The organism is Enterococcus malodoratus (assembly GCF_027659535.1).
GTDB classification, from domain to species: domain Bacteria; phylum Bacillota; class Bacilli; order Lactobacillales; family Enterococcaceae; genus Enterococcus_A; species Enterococcus_A malodoratus.
In genome coordinates, this window is the sequence record NZ_JAQDPG010000003.1 from 189,978 (window position 1) to 208,247 (window position 18,270).

At 41.5% G+C, this 18,270-nt stretch carries 16 protein-coding genes; 6 read left to right on the plus strand and 10 right to left on the minus strand.

Annotated elements, in window-relative coordinates; genetic code table 11:
• Nucleotides 1-247: 247 nt before the first annotated feature.
• Both nrdD and nrdG read left to right on the plus strand, forming a co-directional pair.
• Nucleotides 248-2,440, plus strand: a complete 2,193-nt coding sequence (nrdD, locus tag PGP85_RS06845; RefSeq protein ID WP_010740766.1) for an anaerobic ribonucleoside-triphosphate reductase — start codon at nucleotides 248-250, stop codon at nucleotides 2,438-2,440.
• Between the two features lie 119 nt (nucleotides 2,441-2,559).
• Entirely contained in the window at nucleotides 2,560-3,162 is a 603-nt protein-coding gene (gene nrdG / locus PGP85_RS06850; RefSeq protein ID WP_251866759.1) for an anaerobic ribonucleoside-triphosphate reductase activating protein, read from the plus strand.
• On the opposite strand, the gene dinB is transcribed toward nrdG, so the two are convergent.
• The 8 genes from dinB to PGP85_RS06890 form a co-directional block, all read right to left on the minus strand.
• Nucleotides 3,154-4,275 carry a DNA polymerase IV gene (gene dinB, locus PGP85_RS06855; RefSeq protein WP_270326727.1) on the minus strand — a complete coding sequence of 374 codons (1,122 nt, stop codon included), beginning with the start codon at nucleotides 4,273-4,275 and terminating at the stop codon, nucleotides 3,154-3,156. The two genes, nrdG and dinB, sit on opposite strands and share 9 nt — an antisense overlap.
• A gap of 634 nt (nucleotides 4,276-4,909) precedes the next feature.
• The gene (locus PGP85_RS06860) at nucleotides 4,910-5,440 is read right to left on the minus strand and encodes a hypothetical protein (protein WP_010740769.1); all 531 of its coding nucleotides are present in this window, start codon (nucleotides 5,438-5,440) and stop codon (nucleotides 4,910-4,912) included.
• Nucleotides 5,441-5,623: 183 nt separating this feature from the next.
• Nucleotides 5,624-6,661 carry an HTH domain-containing protein gene (locus PGP85_RS06865; RefSeq protein WP_270326730.1) on the minus strand — a complete coding sequence of 346 codons (1,038 nt, stop codon included), beginning with the start codon at nucleotides 6,659-6,661 and terminating at the stop codon, nucleotides 5,624-5,626.
• A 111-nt stretch (nucleotides 6,662-6,772) separates the two neighbouring features.
• Nucleotides 6,773-8,872, minus strand: a complete 2,100-nt coding sequence (locus PGP85_RS06870) for a heavy metal translocating P-type ATPase (protein WP_270326732.1) — start codon at nucleotides 8,870-8,872, stop codon at nucleotides 6,773-6,775.
• 64 nt (nucleotides 8,873-8,936) lie between these two features.
• Complete coding sequence (locus PGP85_RS06875) at nucleotides 8,937-11,111, minus strand: heavy metal translocating P-type ATPase (protein ID WP_270326733.1); 2,175 nt, start codon at nucleotides 11,109-11,111, stop codon at nucleotides 8,937-8,939.
• Complete coding sequence (gene copZ / locus PGP85_RS06880) at nucleotides 11,112-11,321, minus strand: copper chaperone CopZ (protein WP_010740773.1); 210 nt, start codon at nucleotides 11,319-11,321, stop codon at nucleotides 11,112-11,114.
• A 23-nt stretch (nucleotides 11,322-11,344) separates the two neighbouring features.
• Nucleotides 11,345-11,785 carry a CopY/TcrY family copper transport repressor gene (locus PGP85_RS06885; protein ID WP_010740774.1) on the minus strand — a complete coding sequence of 147 codons (441 nt, stop codon included), beginning with the start codon at nucleotides 11,783-11,785 and terminating at the stop codon, nucleotides 11,345-11,347.
• A gap of 177 nt (nucleotides 11,786-11,962) precedes the next feature.
• Nucleotides 11,963-14,020 (minus strand): heavy metal translocating P-type ATPase, encoded by a 2,058-nt coding sequence (locus PGP85_RS06890; protein WP_270326734.1) that lies wholly within the window; start codon nucleotides 14,018-14,020, stop codon nucleotides 11,963-11,965.
• A 248-nt stretch (nucleotides 14,021-14,268) separates the two neighbouring features.
• Between PGP85_RS06890 and PGP85_RS06895 the strand changes: the two genes are divergently transcribed.
• The 4 genes from PGP85_RS06895 (at nucleotide 14,269) to PGP85_RS06910 (ending at nucleotide 15,695) form a co-directional block, all read left to right on the plus strand.
• Nucleotides 14,269-14,907 carry a TetR/AcrR family transcriptional regulator gene (locus tag PGP85_RS06895; RefSeq protein ID WP_270326735.1) on the plus strand — a complete coding sequence of 213 codons (639 nt, stop codon included), beginning with the start codon at nucleotides 14,269-14,271 and terminating at the stop codon, nucleotides 14,905-14,907.
• A gap of 74 nt (nucleotides 14,908-14,981) precedes the next feature.
• Complete coding sequence (locus PGP85_RS06900) at nucleotides 14,982-15,233, plus strand: hypothetical protein (RefSeq protein ID WP_270326736.1); 252 nt, start codon at nucleotides 14,982-14,984, stop codon at nucleotides 15,231-15,233.
• A 42-nt stretch (nucleotides 15,234-15,275) separates the two neighbouring features.
• Complete coding sequence (locus tag PGP85_RS06905) at nucleotides 15,276-15,476, plus strand: hypothetical protein (RefSeq protein WP_010740778.1); 201 nt, start codon at nucleotides 15,276-15,278, stop codon at nucleotides 15,474-15,476.
• Between the two features lie 18 nt (nucleotides 15,477-15,494).
• Nucleotides 15,495-15,695, plus strand: a complete 201-nt coding sequence (locus PGP85_RS06910) for a hypothetical protein (RefSeq protein ID WP_270326738.1) — start codon at nucleotides 15,495-15,497, stop codon at nucleotides 15,693-15,695.
• A gap of 49 nt (nucleotides 15,696-15,744) precedes the next feature.
• Here PGP85_RS06910 and asnS read toward each other — a convergent pair whose 3' ends face one another.
• On the minus strand, nucleotides 15,745-17,043 hold the full coding sequence (asnS, locus tag PGP85_RS06915; protein WP_251866775.1) for an asparagine--tRNA ligase: 1,299 nt from the start codon (nucleotides 17,041-17,043) through the stop codon (nucleotides 15,745-15,747).
• Nucleotides 17,044-17,081: 38 nt separating this feature from the next.
• Entirely contained in the window at nucleotides 17,082-18,269 is a 1,188-nt protein-coding gene (locus tag PGP85_RS06920) for a pyridoxal phosphate-dependent aminotransferase (RefSeq protein ID WP_270326741.1), read from the minus strand.
• Nucleotide 18,270: the final 1 nt, after the last annotated feature.

Below are 18,270 nucleotides of genomic sequence, written 5' to 3' on the forward strand. Positions count from 1 at the left end.
ATTCTTATGTGAAACGACCTTCAATAATCTTACATTTTTTTCACTTTTCTGGAAAAATATTTTTAAGTTATTTTATCTTATTTGGAAGCTTGCCCTTATCAGCTTTCTTTTATCTTTCAGTAAACCAGCACACTATATATAGTGTGTTTTTCTTTTTTGCCGAAAAATAAGTACCATATATCGTTGCAACCACATCAGAAATACTATATGATTGATAATGAACTTTAAAGGAAATGGAGTGTTTGTAATGATGGAAATCCATACTAAGGATTCGTTAATTAACGAATATCAGCCGTCGCTAAAAAATATTAAGGTCGTAAAACGTGATGGTCGTCACACAGCGTTTGATGATCAAAAAATTTATGATGCCTTGATCAAAGCAGAAACTAAAATTAAGGGATCAATCGACCCATTGGCTCATGAACGTATCCAATCAATCGTTGAACGGGTAGATGCAGAAATTTCAGAACGTTTCACCAGCGACATTAAAATTTATGAAATCCAAAACATCGTGGAGCATATCCTATTAGAACACAATGAATATGGATTGGCTGAGGAATATATCAATTACCGGACACGTCGTGATTTCCAACGCAGCAAAGCAACTGATATCAACTTTACGATTGGGAAATTGATCAATAAGGATCAAACCGTCGTTAATGAAAATGCGAATAAGGATAGTGATGTTTTTAACACACAGCGTGATTTGACCGCCGGAATCGTCGGTAAATCCATCGGGTTAAAAATGTTGCCGCCGCATGTCGCAAATGCCCATCAAAAAGGCGACATCCATTATCATGATTTGGACTACCATCCATATACACCAATGACTAACTGCTGTTTGATCGATTTCAAAGGGATGCTAAACGACGGTTTTAAAATCGGGAATGCCGAAGTAGAAAGCCCTAAATCAATTCAAACTGCGACTGCACAGATTTCTCAGATCATCGCGAATGTGGCATCAAGCCAATACGGCGGCTGTTCTGCGGATCGTACGGACGAACTATTAGCTCCTTTTGCGCGCCTAAATTACGATAAACACTTAAAGGACGCTGAAGAATGGATCGATAATCCTGAAAAACAAAAAGCTTTCGCTAAACAAAAAACACGTAAAGATATTTACGATGCGATGCAAAGTTTAGAATACGAAATCAACACATTGTTCACTTCAAATGGTCAAACACCGTTCACCTCTTTAGGTTTCGGTCTTGGCACGGATTGGTTCGAACGTGAAATCCAAAAAGCGATTTTACAAATTCGGATTGAAGGACTAGGCAGTGAAAAACGGACAGCGATCTTCCCTAAACTAATCTTTACCTTACGTCGCGGTACAAACCTAGAACCAACAGATCCAAACTACGACATCAAAGAATTAGCGTTAGAATGTGCAACTAAACGGATGTATCCGGATATTTTGAATTACGATAAATTGATTGATTTAACTGGAAGCTTCAAAGTACCAATGGGCTGTCGCTCATTCCTACAAGGCTGGAAAGATGAAAATGGCGAAGAAGTTAACGCGGGCCGTATGAACCTTGGGGTTGTTACCTTGAACTTACCGCGGATCGCTTTAGAAGCAGCCGGGAACAAAGAAAAATTCTGGTCATTGTTGGAAGAACGCCTGCAAATCGCTAAAGACGCGTTGGTTTTCCGGATCGATCGTTGTAAAGAAGCAACTCCGGCGAATGCGCCGATCCTTTATCAATACGGGGCTTTCGGCAAACGTTTGAATCGGACGGATTCAGTCAACGAACTATTCAAAAACAAACGGGCAACGATTTCTTTAGGCTATATCGGTCTTTACGAAGTGGCTAGTGCCTTTTACGGCGGCGAATGGGAGAATAACCCAGAAGCCAAAGAATTTACTATCGACATCATGAAAGACTTAAAGGAACATGCGGATACTTGGGGCAACGAATACGGCTATCACTTCAGTGTTTATTCAACACCAAGCGAAAGTTTGACTGACCGTTTCTGCCGTTTAGATACAGAACGTTTTGGGATTGTTGAAAACATTACGGACAAAGACTACTATACAAATAGTTTCCATTACGATGTTCGTAAAAACCCAACACCGTTTGAAAAATTGGACTTCGAAAAAGATTATCCTAAATATTGTTCCGGCGGTTTCATTCATTACTGCGAATACCCTGTCCTTCAACAAAATCCAAAATCATTGGAAGCTGTTTGGGATTACGGCTATGACCGCATCGGTTACTTAGGCACCAATACACCGATCGATCACTGTTATGAATGCGGCTTTGAAGGAGATTTCAAACCAACTAAACTTGGCTTTGAATGTCCGCAATGCGGCAACCACGATCCAAAAACGTGTGACGTTGTTAAACGGACTTGCGGCTACTTAGGAAATCCTCAAGCACGTCCAATGGTTCATGGTCGTCACGAAGAAATCGCTTCGCGCGTAAAACACATGAAATAAAAAAGACTTCACGAATCCGCTCAACTTTTTGTAAAGCGTGTTGGTAAAGCCAAACAGAAATACGATTGACAGGGACGGCGCTCTTTGCCGCTCCCTGTTTTACTTGAAAGGTGAAAAATATGCGTAATCCTAAACCAAAAGAATGGCTGGCAAGTGATTTGAGCCAGCAATATATCGCCGACTATAAACCCTTTAACTTTGTCGATGGTGAAGGTGTCCGCAATAGTTTATATGTCAGCGGCTGCCCCTTTGCTTGCGAAGGCTGCTTCAACGCCGCGGCGCAAAACTTCCATTACGGCAAACCTTTTACTCAAGAAATAGAAGATCAGCTGATTGCTGATACTGCCCACGATTATGTCCAAGGAATCACCCTCTTGGGCGGCGAACCCTTTTTGAATACCCAAGTCTGCTTACGAGTGATCGATCGGATTCATGCGGAGTTCGGCGACAGCAAAGACATCTGGTCTTGGAGCGGCTACACCTTCGAAGAGCTGCTGCAGGACAGCGAAGATAAGCTTGAAATGTTGAGTAAGATCGACATTCTCGTTGATGGCCGCTTTGAAATTAGCCAAAAGAACCTGATGCTGCAATTCCGCGGCAGTGCCAACCAACGGATCATTGATGTTAAAAAATCTTTAGCCCAAGGTGAAGTCGTCATCTGGGAAAACCTGCATGATTCAGAAAAAGCTTTTGAACAAATCAAAAAGAGCGATCTAATTTGATCGCTCTTCCCATAATGGCAGTACAATATTTTCATAGGCAACGGGATCTAGATTGGTCAAGGTAATACCTACCAAGCGGATCCCTTTTTCTACGCCGCCGATCTCCTCCCAAATCAAACTCGCTTGAGAAAACATTTCTTCCTTCTTTTCTATGTAATAAGGCAACGTCACACGCCGAGTTACCGTCGTGTAATCAGCATAACGAATCTTGACCACAACAGTCTTACCATGCTTCTGCACCCGCTTCAACGAACCTTCAACTTTCTCCGCCAACTGCCGCAGCTGACTCAATACCTCATCCTCTGTCGATAACGGCCGGCCATACGTATGTTCTTTGCCGACAGATTTCCGCTCACGCGTGATATTCACTGGTGAATCATGAATCCCGCGAACCTTTCGGTATAAAGAATACCCCATCTTGCCAAACTCTTGAATCAAAAACATTTCACTTTTATCATACAGATCCGCTCCGGTAAAAATCCCCAAATCATTCATTTTCGGTACGGTCTTCTTTCCGATACCATGAAATTTTTCAATGGGCAGACGCTTCAAGAAAATGACGGCTTCATCTGGTGAAATCAATGTCATCCCCTGCGGCTTTTGATAATCCGAGGCTAGTTTAGCTAAAAATTTATTGTAGCTGACACCAGCGGAACACGTCAGCTGCAGCTCTTGCCAAATATCCTGTTGGATCAAGCGAGCGATTTTTATTGCTGAACGAGCATCAATTTTATTTTGCGTCACATCAAGATACGCCTCATCAATAGAGACCGGCTCGATAATATCCGTATAGCGATGAAAAATTTCACGCACCTGCTTTGAGACCGCGCTATATTTTTCATGATCGCCAGGTTTAAAAATTGCCTGGGGACACAATTCATAGGCCTTTTGCGCACTCATCGCCGAATGAATCCCATAGATTCGCGCTTTGTAATTGGCCGTTGTCACCACGCCTTTGCCGCCAGTATCTGAAGGGTGGCGAGCAATCACTAAAGGATGCTTCGCCAGCTCTGGATCATCACGTTCTTCGACTGATGCAAAAAAAGCATCCATATCAATATGAATAATTTTTCTAGACGTATCATTTTTCAAAGGAAAAACCAACTCAGCCATCCTGCTCTCTCCCCTCTAACTAGTAGTCATTTCTCTCTTTCATTATAACCGAACATCTGTTCACAGACAATTATTCATGCCGAAAGTAAGAGGATTTTAAGAAGGCTGAAGCAATTATAAAGATCTTGCGATTTGAGCAGCTCGCAGCTAGCTCGCTAGTAGTGTGAGAATTTTTCTAGTCACGCTAATTGAGGTAAGTTCGACAGCTAGTTCATCTTAAGGGATTCATTTTTCTAACGAAAAATGAGTTCTATCTTCACTGCGCATACGATTCAACTATATATCTTGTAAATTTAATATATCTGAATAACTAAGATATCTTCTCATACATGAGCAAACTGCAAAAAGTTGAACTCGCAGCTAACTCACTAGCAATGTGAGAATTTTGCTTCGACAAAATTCTTATAGTTTTCGTACGCATATCATTTTTCTAATCACGCGAATTGTAGAGCTATTTAAAGCTAGTTCAGTTTAAGGGATTCATTTTTCTACCGAAAAATGAGTTCTATCTTCACTGCGCATACGATTCAACTATACATCTTGTAAATTTAATATATCTGAATAACTAAGATATCTTCTCATACATGAGCAAACTGCGAAAGTTGAACTCGCAAAAATAGACAGTTTGCACTGTCTATCGTTCGATCAGATTCACTTTTCGGATCATTAGCTTGTCGGCGGAGCCGCGTTGGAATTCTTGCGGTTCGCCATGGATTTCTGCATAAATGACTTTGTTGTGTTCGCGGCGACGTAGTTGATAGATAATTTTTCCAGTATCCTCCAACTCTTTCATCATTTCTGTGACACCGCCGAATCCGGTTTTTTTAGTGATAAAGCCGGTCGCAACCATGCGTTCATCTAAGTACCGCGCAGAAATAACTGACCCTTTGGCTAGTGTCGTTCTTAATGCGGTTGCTAGTTCTTCCAACTCTTCGGGAACTGGTAATTCTCGTTCCACTGGCTGGTACAAGGTGTCTCGCAATGTATTTAGTTCTTCCACCAATGCTTCATATTGTTCTTTTGTCAGCATCACACCGGCAATTTTTTCACGGTTGAAAATATAAACCCCGGTCTCGGCTTTACGAGCTTGAGCAAAAACATCCATAGGTGATTTTTTTACTTCTGTAATCGAAGATGTCGGAACATCTAATTTTCGTAATCCCACTCTGCTCTCCTCCTACTTCATATTAATGTAATTCAGTTTTTTCATTGGAAAAAACCAAATTCTGTTTTTATCCACATACCTTTTTACTAATCAACAAAAGTAGAAAGTGAAACTAGTAAACTGGCATCCCCAATGTAGTCTTCACCATTATAGCATAACCTTTCTTGAAGCAAAATCTACACCTTAGATTCCTTCATGAGAAGAAAAATATGCCTGATAGCCTTCTTGAATCACTAAAGAAGTTTTTAAATTAGGATTCAACGATAACGCTGTTTTGTAGCTGACATGAAGAATATTTTTCAATGCAACCGCCAAATCATCTACCCGGCAATTACTTAGTACAGGCAGTCTTCGTTTCAGTTCCTTGCCTAGAAAATAAAAGTGGGGTGGAATGGCGTCCTGCTTCCATTTTAGATTGAAGAATGTAACTGGAAGACCTTGATGAATTCCAAAAAATAATTCGAATAATTGAGCCGTCGCTATTTTTTTCATCAGATGTATTTCCCACGATCGTGTCTCTTCTATAATCGAAATCACCTGTTGAATCTCTTGATAAATAATCGTTTGATGCTTTTGATGTGAATGATAAAAATCTGAGCGGGCACGAAAATGATAACGAATATAGTCGGAGAAAAAGAATTCAACAAACTCCGTCTGCAGACCAAATTCATTCGTAAATGCCGTTACCATCTCCTGATCGGGAAATAGATTCTCTGTTACTGGAAAAGCTGCCCGTTCTGCGTAGTACTCATCCAACTGCTGATAAAGCTCCTGTTCATCAAAATAGTAGAAATCTCTCAAATAGCGCAATTGTAACAGGAAAATTATCGTTGGCTCTCCTCTCAAACTGCCTGTTCGCCGATTGGCTGAAAGGTTTAAACAAATCAACTGCCTGTTCAATTGCCTCAACTTTGTATAATTTATTTTTTCAGGTCCCAAATCCCAAAGATATCGACGAAAAAGCTGAAAATGCGGGTCCTCAAATAAAATTTTTCGACAAAGTTCTAGATAACTTGTTTCATAACGCCAATCGATTCGCCAATAGTTGTCCTTTGTCACATATTTCTTTCGCTGCAATTCATCTAGATATCGTAAAATGGTTCTTCTGCTCACCTTGGTCTGTTTGGCCAACTCAGCTACCGTGTAGCGTTCCTTTTTTAATAATTCAATCAACTGCAAATGCCGTTGACACTTTTTCATTGTTATAAATCGCCAGATCATACGTGGAATCCTCTTTTCTGCTCATCGCAATTTCCTCTAATTCAAAAATAGCACAAGTTAACAGAAAGTTTTTTCTCAATTTTTTACCGAAAAAAAAAACGTCTGAATATATCAGACGTTTAAAGTCATCGCATTGATCGCTACAATGATCGTACTTAAGGACATTAAAATCGCGCCAACTGCTGGGCTTAAAAGGATTCCAATCGGTGCTAAGACGCCGGCAGCTAATGGAATTGCCAAAATATTATAGCCTGCTCCCCACCATAGATTTTGAATCATTTTACGGTGCGTTCTTTTCGCTAACCGAACAAATTTCAAAATATCCTGCAAGTTGCTGTTGGTTAAGACGACATCGGCCGAATCAATCGCGATATCCGTTCCAGCACCAATCGCCATTCCGATAGACGCTCTGGCTAACGCTGGTGCATCGTTGATTCCATCGCCGACCATCATTACCTTTTTCCCTTTATCGGTATAGTCTTTGATGATTTTTTCTTTATCATCCGGCAATAGTTCGCTGTAAAACTCCGTGATATTCAAATAATTTGCGACTGCTTTTGCCGCCTCTTGATTGTCCCCGGTCAGCATCACAGGTTCAATCCCAGCATCACGCAAGTTCTTGATAAAGTCTTGGGCTTGATCCTTTAACGTATCACCCATTGCGAAGAAGGCAATTAATTGATCATCAACTAATAGGAAGGAAATCGTATTGCCTTGTGCTTGATAATCCTTTAATTTTTCTTGATCAAAGTTTAATCCACGTTTTTCGATCTCTTTTTGATTGGCTAAAATCACTGTATGACCTTCAACTGTTCCGCTTACACCGATTCCCTTTAAGGTCGAAACATCTTGGGCTTGATAAGCATCGATCGCTTCAGTTTTTAAGTAGTTCATGACGCCGACAGCCAATGGATGATTGGTTTGTGCTTCCAAACCACCAATATATTTCAAGGCATCAGCTTTGTCCATGTCAGCCAAAACTTCCACACCAGTCACGGTAAACTTGCCTTCAGTCAATGTTCCGGTCTTATCAAGGAACACATAATCCAATTGATTTCCTTGTTCCAATGCTTGGCGGCTCTTCAACAGCAAACCATTTTTAGCCGCTAAAGAAGTAGAACGCGCGATAACTAATGGAATCGCTAGTCCCAAGGCATGCGGACAAGCAATCACGAAGACTGTTACCATTCGATCCAATGCTTGCGGCAGATCCGCCACGATCAGCCAAGCGATAAAGGTTAAAATACCGGCAGCCAATGCAATATAGAACAGCCATTTCGCTACTTTATCCGAAATTGATTCTAATTTTGATTTTTCCTGTTGGGCTTCTTTTACCATCGTCATAACTTTGGCTAAATAGCCGTCTTCACCAGTGCCTGTAACCTTTAACTGAATAGTGCCATCACCATTGACGGAACCTCCGATGACAGAATCACCAACCGCTTTCTGGACACCTTTTGATTCGCCAGTCACCGCTGATTCGTCTACGATCGTCGAACCATCGGTAATCTCGCCATCCGTCGGCATCTTATCGCCTGCACGAACGAGTAATAAATCGCCACGATGGATTTCCTGCAATTTGACTTGTTTAGTAGAACCATCTGCTTCAATCTTATTAACTTCATCAGGCAATAATTCGGCCAGCTTCTTCAATGCGTTACTAGCATTTGAAACGGCGTTCATTTCCACCCAATGTCCCAGCAGCATGATCACAATCAAGGTTGCCAATTCCCAGAAGAAATCCATCACATGTTCATGGGGATTCACTTTGTTAGCAATAAATGAATACAAACTATAAATATAGGCGACCGAGATCCCCATTGCGATTAAGGTCATCATCGCCGGGCTCTTCATTTTCAATTCCATTTTGGCGCCGCTCAAAAATGGCTGACCACCATAGATGAAAAGAATCGTCGCTAAAACCAATACGAGCCATTCAGAACCCGGAAAAGTAAATTGGAAAGGCAGTTGCATCCCCATCATCGGTGAAAGAACGATGATCGGGATCGACAAAACAAGCGAGAGCCAAAACTTCTGTTTGAAATTTCCCATATGCATCGAATGATCCATACCTCCATGATCCATCTCATGATGATCATGCCCGTTCATTCCGTGATTCATATCGTGATGGTCGTGTCCGCTCATTTCATGATGTTCATGCTGAGAGTGATCCATCTCCATCGATTCATCCATTTGTTCTCCTTGCTTCATTACAAACGCCTCCTAATTCATTTTGATACAATTCACTTTTCTTCCGTAAAAGAAAAGAGTGAGCTTACAATTTTTTCTGATTTAAGCTGAGCGAGTTCAGCAATACACTGACCGAACTAAAAGCCATCGCGCCACCGGCAATGATTGGATTCAAGAAACCGAATGCGGCAAATGGAATTCCGATCACATTGTATAAAAATGCCCAGAATAAATTTTGTTTGATTTTTCTTAGTGTGAGTTTGGATAAACGAATACTTTTTTCAACCGACAAGAGATCGCTGTTCATCAACGTAATGTCCGCTGTCTCCATCGCAATATCCGTTCCACTGCCCATCGCGATGCCGATATCCGCTAAAGCTAGTGCTGGTGCATCATTGATTCCGTCACCAACCATACCTACGGATTCGCCGTTGGCTTGTAGCTCTTTAACAACTTGTGCTTTATCCTCAGGTAAGACTTCCGCAACAATATCTGATGCTTGCAGTCCAACTTGTGCGCCTATATAACGGGCAGTCTGGGGATTGTCGCCAGTCAGCATCTTCACCTTAAGCCCTAACTGATGCAAGGCTTCGATTGCCGCTTTAGAAGATTGCTTGACTTGATCCGTTACCGAGATCAATGCAAGAACATTTACTTGGTCGGTCAAAAACATCACTGTTTTCCCCTCTGCTTCTAACGCTAACACACGTTCCTCAGCAAATGAAATTTTTCGCTCTTTCAAGCCGCGCTTTGAGCCAACAAAGTATTGCTTGCCTTCAATCATCCCGGTGACACCTTGTCCGGTTAAACTTTCAAAATTTTCAACAGGCAAAATATCGGCCTGATCTTTCCCATATTGATAGATCGCTTTGGCCAAAGGATGTTCTGAATGCTGTTCCAAACTCGTCAAGTAAGCCAAAGCCTGCGGATCAAATGCCTCAAAATCCGCCACCACTGGTTTTCCTTCTGTGATCGTGCCGGTTTTATCCAATACGACCGTTGTCAAATGAGCAATTTTTTCTAACGCTCCGCCGCCTTTGATCAAAATACCCGACTTAGCACCCAAACCAGTTCCTACCATAATAGCTGTTGGTGTCGCTAAACCTAATGCGCACGGACAGGCAATCACTAGAACAGAAACACTATGAACGATCGCTTGCTGCCAGTCGCCGGTCAATAACCCGGTCGCGATCAAGGTAATCAAAGCGATCCCTAAAACCGTCGGTACAAAGATCTTTGAGATTTTATCCGCGATTTGTTGAATCGGTGCCTTTTCTCCTTGCGCATCTTCTACCATTCGAATGATCCGTGAAAGAACCGTCATGCTGCCGACTTGTGTCGCGTTGAATTGAATACTGCCGGTCGTGTTGACCGTTCCGCCAAAAACTTGATCCTCGACATTTTTGTCTACTGGCAAACTCTCGCCTGTCAACATACTCTCGTCAATCGTCGTCTGTCCACTAAAAATCTTTCCGTCGACAGGAATCTGTTCTCCTGGACGAACCCGCAAAAGATCGCCAACCTGCACGTCTTCGATTGGTACTTGCTTTTCTTCACCCGCAAGAATAACTGTCGCTGTTTTGGCTTGCAGACTCATCAATTGTTTGATAGCATCACTGGTTTTTGTTTTAGCCTTTTGCTCTAAATACTTGCCCAACAAAATCAACGTAATGATCATGCCGCTGCTTTCAAAATATAAGTCCGAATTGTGAGGATTGAAAAAGCCGTTATAAACACTTAATGCGAAAGCCGCTGATGTTCCCATTGCTACCAAAACATCCATATTCGGTGCTTTCGTTTTCAATGCATGATAGGCACCACGATAGAACCGCAGCCCGACACCAAACTGCACAGGTGTAACTAGAATCAGTTGTACAAGCGGTATGTGAATGAAGTGAACCCAGCCCGCATGACTGCCTAACAACATCGCAATCATGGCGATCATCAATGGTGCGGTTAAAATAGCACTCAAAATCAAGTCGCGTTTCATCCTTTTAAGATAGGCTGCTTTTTCTTGTTCGATTTTTTGCTTATGTTCCTCATCAAAGAGAATCGCACCATAACCGATTGCTTCGACCCGTTGGATCAAATTATCCGCAGTAAGAGACTCATCAAACTGAACCGTAGCCTTTTCTGTCGCTAAGTTGACATTGGCTTCCAACACGCCGTCAGTCGCTTTGAGTTCCTTTTCCACCCGCGCTGAACAGTTGGCACAGGTCATGCCGGTGATCGCGAATGTTTCTACTGTTGCCTCTGCCAATTAAATCACCTCAGTTTCATACCCTGCTTCGGTCACTGCCGCTGCAATTTGGTCTGCTGATACTTTTGCTTCATCGAATTTCACGACACCATTGTTTTTCTTCAAATTGATTTTCACTTTATCGATTCCGTCCAATTGACCGATCGCTTTCTCTACGTTTGCCACACAGTGGTTACAGCTCATTCCGTTGATTGCAAATTGTTTTTTCATGTTATTCCGCCCCTTAATATTTTTTATTTATGATGATTGCATTCACATTGACCGGGAATACAATTACATTCGATTGTTTCAACTGTCTTCTTATTAACTAGTTGCTCTTTGATCAATTCCACATCTGCATCCGTCAACGCTGCTTCAGCTACCAACTCCGCGATTGTTTCTCCGATCCGTTTGGCACAAATGTGAGAAAATAAATTCTCCGTTGCACTTTTGACTGTTTCGCCTTCACTGATCGCAGGATAATAAATATATTTTTTCCCGGACTGCTCTGTTCGAACGGCTTCCTTTTTTACCAAGCGGCCCAACAGTGTTTTGATCGTCGCCGGTTTCCAGTCCATCGTTTGTCCCAAAATATTGATAATTTCTTGTGCGGTAGTGGACTCTTGTGTCCAGATTACCCGCATGACTTCCCATTCCGAATCACTGATCTTGATTGGCGTAATTGTCATCGACATCTTCTTCACCTCTTTCGTTTACATTTGTAATCTACATTTTTAAGTTTACAGTTGTAATCATCATTCGTCAACCAATATGGTCAATAAATTGTCTATTTCTTTTAAAAGGTCATTTTTCCATAGGCGGTGAAACAAAAAAGGACCTGCGGCAAGCCTTGCCGCAAATCCTTTTCATTACTATTTTATTCTTAAGCAACGCATCGCATTCAAGACTGCGATCACTGTCACGCCGACATCAGCAAAGACAGCCGCGTACATCGTAGCAAATCCTAATGCACCTAGAATCAATACTAAAACTTTCACACCGATTGCAAAGACGATATTTTGTTTAACGATCCCCATTGTTTTACGAGCAATTCCAATCGCTACTGGAATTTTAGCAGGCTGGTCGTCCATAATCACCACGTCAGCCGCTTCAATCGCAGCATCGGAACCAAGTCCGCCCATAGCGATTCCGACATCTGCTCGTGCCAATACTGGGGCATCGTTCATGCCATCGCCAACAAATGCGGTTTTCTGTCCGCCTTTTAATTCATCCTCTAAATGAGTGACCTTATCCTCCGGCAGCAATTCACTGTACACTTGATCGATCCCGATTTTCTTGCCTATGGCATCGGCGATTCCGCGATTGTCTCCTGTCAGCATCACTGTTCGTTTGACACCAAGATTTTTCACCTCCGTCAAAGCATCAGCGACATGATCTTTCAACTCGTCAGCGATCACTAAATGGCCGATATATTTTCCATCCATTGCCACATAGACGATCGTTCCTATCTCATTGACCGCTTGGAATGGAATGTCATATTTAGCTAACAGTTTTTCATTTCCGACTAAGAAATGATGCCCTTCAATTTCAACAGAAATCCCAAATCCAGCAATTTCTTCTAGTTGACTGACTGCCGACAACGGTTGATCTACATAGTTAACGATCGATTGCGCGATCGGATGACTGGAACTTTGTTCTGCACTAGCTACATAACGTAGAAAATCATTTTGGTCGATTGTTGTTTCAACCTTCTGAACTTCAAAGACGCCCTTTGTCAACGTTCCTGTTTTATCGAAGACCAAGGTTTCCACATTGGCTAAGGTTTCAATATAGTTGCTTCCTTTAATCAACACACCTGCTTTGCTTGCACCGCCGATCCCGCCGAAGAAGCTCAACGGAACAGAAATAACCAAGGCACAAGGGCATGAGATCACTAAGAAAGTCAAAGCCCGGTAGACCCAATCATAGAATGGTTCGCCAGTTACAAGCGGCGGAACAACTGCTAACAAGACGGCCAACCCAACAACGATCGGCGTATAGTAACGAGCAAAACTAGTGATAAAGTTTTCAGCCGGCGCTTTCTTACTGCTGGCATTTTCGACTAAATCTAAAATCTTGCTGACGGTTGATTCACCAAAAGTGGTTGTGACTTCAACGGTTAATTGACCGCTTTGATTAATGAAGCCGCTAAGAATCTGCTCATCTGGATGAATACTGCGAGGAACGGATTCACCAGTTAATGCCGAGGTATCCAGCATCGAGTTTCCTTCTTTAACGATTCCGTCCAACGGAACCTTCTCACCTGGCTTAATCAAAATGCGATCGCCGACGTTGATCGTTTCCGGCGCAACCTTCTTAACTTCGCCGTTTTGAATCAAGTTGGCTGAATCGGGCCGAATGGCTAATAAGGAACTAATAGATTTTCTCGATTTCGCCACTGCGTAATCTTGGAAGAATTCACCAACTTGATAAAACAGCATCACGGCTACGGCCTCTGGATATTCCCCAATCGCAATCGCTCCTACCGTCGCAATCGCCATCAAAAAGTTTTCATCGAAGATCTCCCCATGAAAAATATTGGTAATGGCGGTCTTCAATACGTCGTAACCAATCCATAAGTACAAAATCAAATACGCGATCATTTTCCATGGCATTGCCGGTGTAAAGATAGCCAGCAGCCCTAACGCGATAATTGCCACTGCAATCTGAATGATCTTGCCTTTCGAGCTTTCTTCCACTTTCTCTGTCTGGACACTATTGACTTCAACATCTGGTTCCAATTTATTCACGATCTCTTTCGCTTCGCCGCTGATTCGTTCAATTTCCTTTTCTGGTGCGACGATCGTGAGCTTGGTGCTCATAAAATCGACCTGTGCTTGCTCCACACCTTTGATTTGTTGGACCGAACGTTCAATTTTGGCTGCGCAATTCGCGCAATCTAACCCATCTAACCGATATACTTTTTCCATGAGATACCCTTCTCTCTAAATTACATATGAATGTTTCTTCATGTATATTATATATGAATGGTCACTCATGTGTCAAGTATAAAAAGAAAGCTTTTTCAAAAAAATATGGTCGGGAAAACGTTGATTTAAAAGGCTTCGCTAAATAATATAAAATTTAATTCAAAAAAGTGTTGACAACTAGACCGCCGGTCGGTAATATAAGGGTATAGAAAGCGACCGACAGTCGGTTTAGAGAAAGGAGAGAAGATATGCGCATCGTAAAAGAGCATGATGAACGAAGAAATGAAATTATCACTACTGCCGAAGAATTTTTTTTAACCAAGGGATTCAATAAAACGACCATCAATGATATTTTGAAACGAGTCGGCATCGCCAAAGGGACCTTCTATCATTATTTCGTTTCTAAAGAAGAAGTGCTAGACGCGGTCATCGGTCAAATCATCGATCAAGAAATCTTACGAGTGAAAGAAATTCAAAAATCAGATGTCCCAGCATTAGAGAAACTGATTGTCTTCCTTTCCCAAGATAATTCAAAAGATGAACGCAAAGAAGAAATCGTCGACAAATTTCAAATGCCAGAAAACGCCTTAATGAAACAGCGAGCGTTGGAAGGAACGATCAACCAAGTTTGTCCCCTCCTAGCAGAAATTATTGAAGAAGGAAAACACCAAGGCGAATTTAGAACCGAGTATCCGCTTGAAAGCATTCAGTTCTTGATTGCAGGGATTCAAACAATGTTTGATACAACTGAAAATTTATCCGCTGAAACAATTCAAAACAGAGTTCTTGCTGCTACCGACCTGATTTTTAAAGTGCTCGACATTAATCCAAGCGTCCATCCCTATGACCAAACAAGATCACAATTACAAACAATTTTTAACTCATAACTCAACTGCATCTGTTGAGTTTAACTATTAAACTAAAATAGACCGACAGTCGGTCAAGAAAAGAGGAAAACATCATGAACAACACACAAACAATCAAAACTTTAGTCGGACAAACAAACGAAAGCATTCAAACAGTAGAAAGCATCTTACAAAGCTATGAAAACTATTGCGATAAGAACATTACCCGCTACTCGAAAAAACATTTAGCAGCAATCACAGATTTTATCGCCAACGAAACACGTTTACCTGAAGAAACCTGTACAAAAGTAATGACCCAGTTCTTTGGCTTAGTGAAAAGTGAAATCGAAGGAAAATTTTTTAACTAATCGAACCTAAAAAAAATACAAACTCTAAAGGAGAAATTTAAAATGAAAAAAATTACTATTATCGCATTGGCACTAATCACTCTAGGTGCAACTTCTCAAATCGTCGAAAAGAATATCGACAAAGAAGAAGTAAAAACTGTTGTTACTACCAACCTCAAAGAACATGACGAAAAAGACAACGACATTGATTTTGGCCATGACAACGATGACGAACATACTTTAGCCGAAAAAATCGGATTTTAATTTAGGAGGATATTTAAAATGAAAAAACTTACTATTATCGCATTGGCATTAATCACTCTGGGAGCAACTTCTCAAATCGTCGAAAAGAATATCGACAAAGAAGAAGTAAAAACTGTTGTTACTACTAATCTCAAGGAAACTGACGAAGGCAATGAACAGATTTATTTTCAACATGATGACGACAAGCACAGTTCTTTAATAGAGAAAATTGGATTTTAAAAGCAAAAAAACGCCGAGACGATGCTCGGCGTTTTTGAATTCATTGCAATTATGGATAAATACGGTTTAACAAACGTGGGAATGGAATAGCCTCACGGACATGATCGATCCCTGAGATAAAGGTAATCGTCCGTTCAAGTCCTAAACCAAAGCCTGAATGCGGCACAGTCCCATATTTACGCAAGTCTAAGTACCACGAATATTCTTCTTCATTCAAGCCTGCTTCACGAATTTGTTCCAACAAGTAATCATAATCCGTCGCACGTTCTGACCCGCCAATGATTTCACCATAACCTTCAGGTGCGATCAAATCGGCACAGATCACTACATCCTCACGGGTTGGATGTGGTTTCATGTAGAATGGTTTGATTGCTTTTGGATAATTCAAGATGAAGACTGGACGATCAAATGAGTTAGCGATAAAGGTTTCATGCGGCGAACCAAAATCATCGCCCCATTCAATGTCGTCAAAATCGTTTTTCTTCAACAGTTCGATCGCGTCATCATAAGAGATTCGCGGATAAGGAAGTTTTGTATAGTTTTTCAAAATTTCTTTATCACGACCTAATACATCTAAGGCGTAATCGCAATTATCAAGAACACTTTGCACTAAATAAGCAACATATTGTTCCTGAACTTCCAAACTATCCTCCTGATGCATGAAGGCCATTTCTGGTTCAATCATCCAAAACTCGATCAAATGACGACGTGTCTTTGATTTTTCAGCTCGGAAAGTTGGCCCAAAGGAGAAAACTTTGCCTAAAGCCATAGCTGCCGCTTCCATATATAATTGACCACTTTGAGAAAGATAAGCTTTTTGATCGAAATAATTTGTTTCAAATAAATCACTTGTTCCTTCAGGTGCTGAACCTGTTAGAATCGGCGGATCAATTTTCACAAAGCCATTATTATTGAAGAATTCGTAAGTCGCACGAATCACTTCGTTACGAATCAACATAATCGCGTGTTGTTGAGAAGAACGCAACCATAAATGGCGATGATCCATCAAGAAATCAACCCCGTGTTCCTTCGGTGTAATTGGATAATCATGACTTTCACCGATTACTTCAATGTCGGTTACACCCAACTCATAACCGAATTTTGAACGTGTGTCTTCACGGATTTCTCCAGTTACGATGATTGATGTTTCTTGTGTCAATTCTTTTGCTAAATGAAAGATTTCTTCTGATACTTCACTTTTGACAACAACTGCTTGGAAATAAGCTGTTCCATCACGTAATTGTAAAAATGAGATCTTTCCGCTTGAACGCTTATTAGCCACCCAAGCACCGATTTTTACTGTTTCGCCAACATGATTCTTGGCATCAATGATTTGAATTTGTTCCACAAATGTCTCTCCTAACTTATTTATCCCGAATTGATGTCTTACTTCTTACTATTTTCAATAAAGCGGCGAATCCGCACGACTGCTTCTTCCAAGTCTTCCATGCTGGCTGAATAACTCATCCGCACACTATCAGCTGATCCGAACCCTTCGCCTGTTACTAAAGCAACATGTTCCTGAGCTAACAAATCGTTCACCCAAGTCGTCACATTGTCGTACCCGCCCATTTCCATCGCTTCCGCGATATTTGGAAACAGGTAGAAGGCGCCCTGAGGTTTTTTCAATTTGAAACCAGGTAAATCAGCAACTTTTGGATAGATTGTATTCAGCCGTTCTTCAAAGGCCTGACGCATTTTTTCCGCAGTCTCTTGTTCACCAGCTAAAGCTTCCACAGCCGCTACTTGGCTGACCGACGTCGGATTGCTTGTCGCTTGAGAAGCGATCGATGTCATTCCGCCAATAATCTCAGCATTCCCAATCGCATAACCGATTCGCCAACCGGTCATAGAATAGGTTTTTGATACTCCGTTGATGATCACTGTTTGATGGAAAATCTCGTCAGATAAAGAAGCAATATGCGGCGCTTCGTTCCCATTATAAACAAGATGATCATAAATATCATCTGAGACAATCAGCAAATCATGACGAACCGCCCATTCACCAATTTCCCGCAATTCATTTTCTGTATAAATCATTCCCGTTGGATTTGATGGTGAATTAATGATGATTGCTTTTGTTTTTTCTGTTCGTGCATCTTCCAACTGGTCAACCGTGATCTTATAGTCGTTGCTTTGAGCCCCCGTAATGAAGACGGGATTGCCTTGTGCTAATTTGACTTGCTCTCCGTAGCTGACCCAATAAGGAACAGGAATGATCACTTCATCCCCCGCATCCAAAATCGTTTGGAATAACGTATACAACGCAAATTTCGCACCGCTGGTCACGATGATGTTTTTGGGTTCAACCGTTAGATCATAGTTTTTCTTGGTAAAATCAACGATCGCTGTCTTCAATTCTGGTGTACCGCCAGAAGCAGTATAAAAGCTGACCTTGCCGCTCTTGATCCCATCAATCGCTGCCTGCTCGATATTTTCCGGCGTAGTAAAATCCGGTTCTCCGACAGTCAAACTGATGACATCTAATCCTTGGGCTTTCAACTCTTTGGCTTTGGCGGTCGCTGCTAAAGTGACGGACGGTTCTAAGTTTGTTACACGCTCTGATAATTTCATA